At 73.1% G+C, this 4475-nt stretch carries 2 protein-coding genes and 1 pseudogene; 1 reads left to right on the top strand and 2 read right to left on the bottom strand.

The window, feature by feature from the left end; translation table 11 throughout:
• Positions 1-116, bottom strand: a 116-nt coding sequence (locus CCN29_RS35015) for a gamma-glutamyltransferase (protein WP_442538462.1), incomplete at its 3' end; no start/stop codon positions are given.
• On the opposite strand from CCN29_RS35015, the pseudogene ggt reads away from it, so the two are divergent.
• Positions 103-1692: pseudogene (gene ggt, locus CCN29_RS23375) on the top strand (gamma-glutamyltransferase); the annotation flags it as partial. The gene CCN29_RS35015 and the pseudogene ggt overlap by 14 nt on opposite strands.
• Positions 1693-1777: 85 nt before the next feature.
• Here the strand turns inward: ggt and CCN29_RS23370 are convergent.
• Positions 1778-4306: an ATP-dependent Clp protease ATP-binding subunit gene (locus CCN29_RS23370; RefSeq protein ID WP_086684280.1), complete on the bottom strand. Its 2529-nt coding sequence runs from the start codon at positions 4304-4306 to the stop codon at positions 1778-1780.
• Positions 4307-4475: the final 169 nt, after the last annotated feature.

The following is a 4475-nucleotide window of genomic DNA, read 5'->3' as shown; positions in this document are numbered from 1 at the left end:
CGGCCGTAGAGGGTGTGCGCGGTGCGTGACCTGGGGTCGTAGTAGACGAAGTAGCCGCCTCCGCCGACGCCGGCCGAGTAGGGCTTGGTGACGCCGAGCGCGGCGGCCGTGGCCACCGCCGCCGCGCTCGGCGTCACCGAGCCCTACTCGGCCGGCGTCGGCGGAGGCGGCTACTTCGTCTACTACGACGCCCGGTCCCGCACCGTGCACACCCTCGACGGCCGCGAGACCGCCCCGCTCACCGCCGACTCCGGCCTCTTCCTGGAGAACGGCGCGCCCATCCCCTTCGCCGAGGCCGTCACCAGCGGGCTCTCCGTCGGCATCCCCGGCACGCCCGCCACCTGGCAGCGGGCGCTCGACACCTGGGGCAAAAAGAATCTGAGTACGGTGCTCGAGCCCGCCGAACGGCTCGCCCGCGACGGCTTCACCGTCGACGAGACCTTCCGCGCGCAGACCGCCGCCAACGAAACCCGCTTCCGGTACTTCCCCGACACCGCCGAGCTGTTCCTCCCCGGCGGCCAACTCCCCGTCGTAGGCTCCACCTTCACCAACCCCGACCTGGCCCGCACCTACCGCGAGCTGAGCCGCAAGGGCGTCGACGCCCTGTACCGGGGCGACATCGGCCGCGACATCGTGAACACGGTCGACAAGCCGCCCGTGGACCCGGCCTCCGGCTGGAACGCCCGCCCCGGCGACCTGTCCCCGCGCGACCTCGCCGCCTACCGCACCAAGCTCCAGGCGCCCACCAAGACCTCCTACCGCGGCCTCGACGTCTACTCCATGGCGCCCTCCTCCTCCGGCGGCACGACGGTCGGCGAGGCGCTCAACATCCTGGAGCGCACCGACCTGTCCAGGGCGGGCGACGTGCGCTACCTGCACCGGTTCATCGAGGCGAGCCGCGTCGCGTTCGCCGACCGGGGCCGCTGGGTCGGCGACCCCGCCTTCGAGGACGTACCGACGAAGGAGCTGCTGTCGCAGCGGTTCGCGGACTCGCGCGCCTGCCTGATCACGGACGACGCCGTCCTCACCAGCCCGCTCGCCCCCGGCGACCCCCGCGACCCGGCACCGTGCGCGACGGGCGGCACGGCCGCGCCGACGACGTACGAGGGGGAGAGCACCACGCATCTGACGACCGCCGACCGGTGGGGCAACGTCGTCGCCTACACCCTCACCATCGAGCAGACCGGCGGCAGCGGCATCACCGTGCCCGGACGCGGCTTCCTGCTCAACAACGAGCTGACCGACTTCTCCTTCGCCCCCGCCAACCCGGCCGTGCACGACCCGAACCTGCCCGGCCCCGGCAAGCGGCCCCGCTCGTCCATGGCGCCGACGATCGTGCTCGACCGGCACGACCGGCCGGTGGTGGCGCTCGGCTCGCCCGGCGGCGCGACCATCATCACCACCGTGCTCCAGACCCTCACCGGCTTCCTCGACCGCGGCCTGCCCCTCGTCGACGCGATCGCCGCGCCCCGCGCCAGCCAGCGCAACGCCGCACAGACCGAACTCGAACCCGGCCTGTACGACAGCGAGCTGAGGCAGCGCCTGGAAGCCCTCGGGCACTCCTTCCGGGAGAACCCGGAGATCGGCGCGACCACGGCCGTGCAGCGGCTGCCCGGCGGTGCCTGGCTCGCGGCGGCGGAGAAGGTCCGCCGCGGCGGCGGCTCGGCGATGGTCGTCCACCCGAAGCGGTAACGGCCCCGTACGGCCGTCGGCCCGGCGCCCCCTGCACGAGGGGCGCCGGGCCGACGTCCGTACGGACGTCACAGCTCCGGCGAGGTCACAACTCCGGCGCCGGCGTCTCCTGCGTGCGGAACACCAGGCGCCCGTCCTGCGCGTCCACCGTCACCCGGCCGCCCTCCCGCACGCGGCCGTCCAGCAGCAGCCGGGACAGCTGGTTGTCCACCTCCCGCTGAATGGTGCGGCGCAACGGCCGTGCGCCGTACTCCGGTTCGTAGCCGCGCTCGGCGAGCCAGTCCACGGCCGCGTCGGTGAACTCCGCGGTGATGTCCTGCCCCTTCAGCCGGCGACGGGTGCTCTCCAGCAGCAGGTCGGTGATCTGCCGCAGCTCCTGGGGGGTGAGCTGGCGGAACACCACGATCTCGTCGATCCGGTTGAGGAACTCGGGCCGGAAGTGGTCCCGCAGCGGCCGCAGGATCTGCTCCCGCCGCGCCTCCTCGTCGGCCTCCGCGCCGCCCGTCGCGAAGCCCAGCGTGGCCCCGCGCCGGGTGATGACGTCGGAACCGAGGTTGCTGGTCATCACGATCACACTGTTGGTGAAGTCCACCGTGCGGCCCTGCGAGTCGGTCAGCCGGCCGTCGTCCAGCACCTGGAGCAGGATGTTGAAGACGTCCGGATGGGCCTTCTCCACCTCGTCGAGCAGCAGCAGCGAGTACGGGTGCCGGCGCACCACCTCGGTGAGCTGACCGGCCTCCTCGTGGCCCACGTAGCCGGGCGGGGCGCCCACCAGACGGCTCACCGTGTGCCGCTCCTGGTACTCGCTCATGTCCAGGCGCACCATCCGGTCCTCGCTCCCGAACAGCGCCTCGGCCAGCGCCCGCGCCAGCTCCGTCTTGCCGACGCCCGTCGGACCGAGGAACAGGAAGCTGCCGATCGGCCGGTCCGGACTGGACAGGCCCGCGCGGGAGCGCAGCACGGCGTCCGAGACGACCCCTACGGCCTCCTCCTGGCCCACCACCCGCTGGTGCAGGTGCTGCTCCAGGCCCAGCAGGCGGTCCTTCTCCTCCTCGGTGAGCCGGCTCACCGGGATGCCCGTCTGCCGCGCCACCACCTCCGCGATCGCCTCGGCGTCCACCCACAGGCTCTGGCCCTCGTCGACCTCGTCCTCGCCGCCGGCCTGCGCGATGCGCTCCTTCAGCTCCGTGATGCGGTCCCGCAGCCGCATGGCCTCCTCGTAACTCTCGTCCGCGACGGCCTGGTCCTTGTCGCAGGTCAGCTGTTCGACCTCACGCTCCATCGCCCGTACGTCGGTGCCCTTGGTGCGTGCCCGCAGCCGCACCCGGGCGCCCGCCTGGTCGATGAGGTCGATCGCCTTGTCCGGCAGCCTCCGGTCGCTGAGATAGCGGTCGGACAGCTCCACCGCCGCCACCAGCGCCTCGTCGGTGTAGCGGACCTGATGGTGCGCCTCGTACCGGTCGCGCAGGCCGCGCAGGATCTCGATCGCGTCCGCGGGCGTCGGCTCCGGCACCATGATCGGCTGGAAGCGGCGGGCCAGCGCCGCGTCCTTCTCGATCCGCCGGTACTCCTCCAGGGTTGTCGCGCCGACGATGTTCAGCTCACCGCGCGCCAGGGCCGGCTTGAGGATGTTGCCGGCGTCCATCGAGCCGCCCTCGCCGCCGCCTCCCGCGCCGACGACGGTGTGCAGCTCGTCGATGAAGACGATCAGCTGCTCGGAGTGGGCGCGGATCTCGTCGACCAGGTTGTTCATCCGCTCCTCGAAGTCACCCCGGTACCGGGTGCCGGCCACGACGCCGGTGAGGTCCAGGGCGACCACGCGGCGGCCCAGCAGGATGTCGGGCACGTCCCCCTCGGCGATGCGCTGCGCCAGCCCTTCCACCACGGCGGTCTTGCCGACGCCCGCGTCGCCGATCAGCACGGGGTTGTTCTTGCCGCGCCGGGACAGCACCTCGACGGTCTGCTCGATCTCCGTGTCCCGCCCGATCACCGGGTCGATCCGGCCCTCGCGGGCCAGCGCGGTGAGGTCACGGCCGTACTTGTCCAGCGTCGGGGTGCTGGACGACGGCCGGGGACGCTCCTGGCGCGGCTGCTGCGCCTCCGGCGCCTCCTGCGGGCCGGACGGGGCGAAACGGGCCGCGTTCAGGATGTGCCCGGCGGCCGAGTCCGGGTTCGCCGCGAGGGCGCTGAGCACGTGCTCGGGGCCGATGTACCCGGCGCCGCTCGCCCGCGCCATCTCGTGCGCGTCCAGCAGCGCCCGTTTGACGGCGGGCGTCAGGGACAGCGAGGTCGGCGGCGGCGCGTCGCCGGGGCCGTGCTGCGCGGGCCCCGACCGGTCGTCGATCTGCGATGCCAGCGAGTCCGGATCCGCGCCCGCGCGGCTGAGCAGACTCCGGGTCGGTTCGGCGGAGAGCGCGGCCCGCAGCAGGTGCTGGGTGTCCAGGTCACGGCTGCCGTGCTCGGCCGCGTACTGGGCGGCGCCGCGCACGAGTTCACGGGCGGGCTGGCTGAGAAGCCTGCCGATGTCGATCTGGCGGGGGCGCTGTCCGCCGAAGAAGCGGGCGAGGAATTCTGCGAACGGGTCACCCTCCGGGCCGACGAAACCACTCGTCATCGTCATCCGTTCCTTCGCTGGGTCGACGTGCCGGTCCCGGGTAACCCGGTCGGGGCGCGCTCATGCCCACGATGACACGTTCGGTCTGGGTGGGCATGTCCAGGTTCGCGGCACCTGGGCATGCCGCCCCCACCGCCCCTCAGTCCCGCGCCGTCAGGACGCGCGGCCC

Source organism: Streptomyces pseudogriseolus, from assembly GCA_002154585.1.
In the GTDB taxonomy this organism is placed as follows: Bacteria; Actinomycetota; Actinomycetes; order Streptomycetales; family Streptomycetaceae; genus Streptomyces; species Streptomyces pseudogriseolus.
The sequence above is the reverse complement of the archived record's forward strand: the minus strand, read 5'-3'. Positions and strand labels throughout refer to the sequence as shown.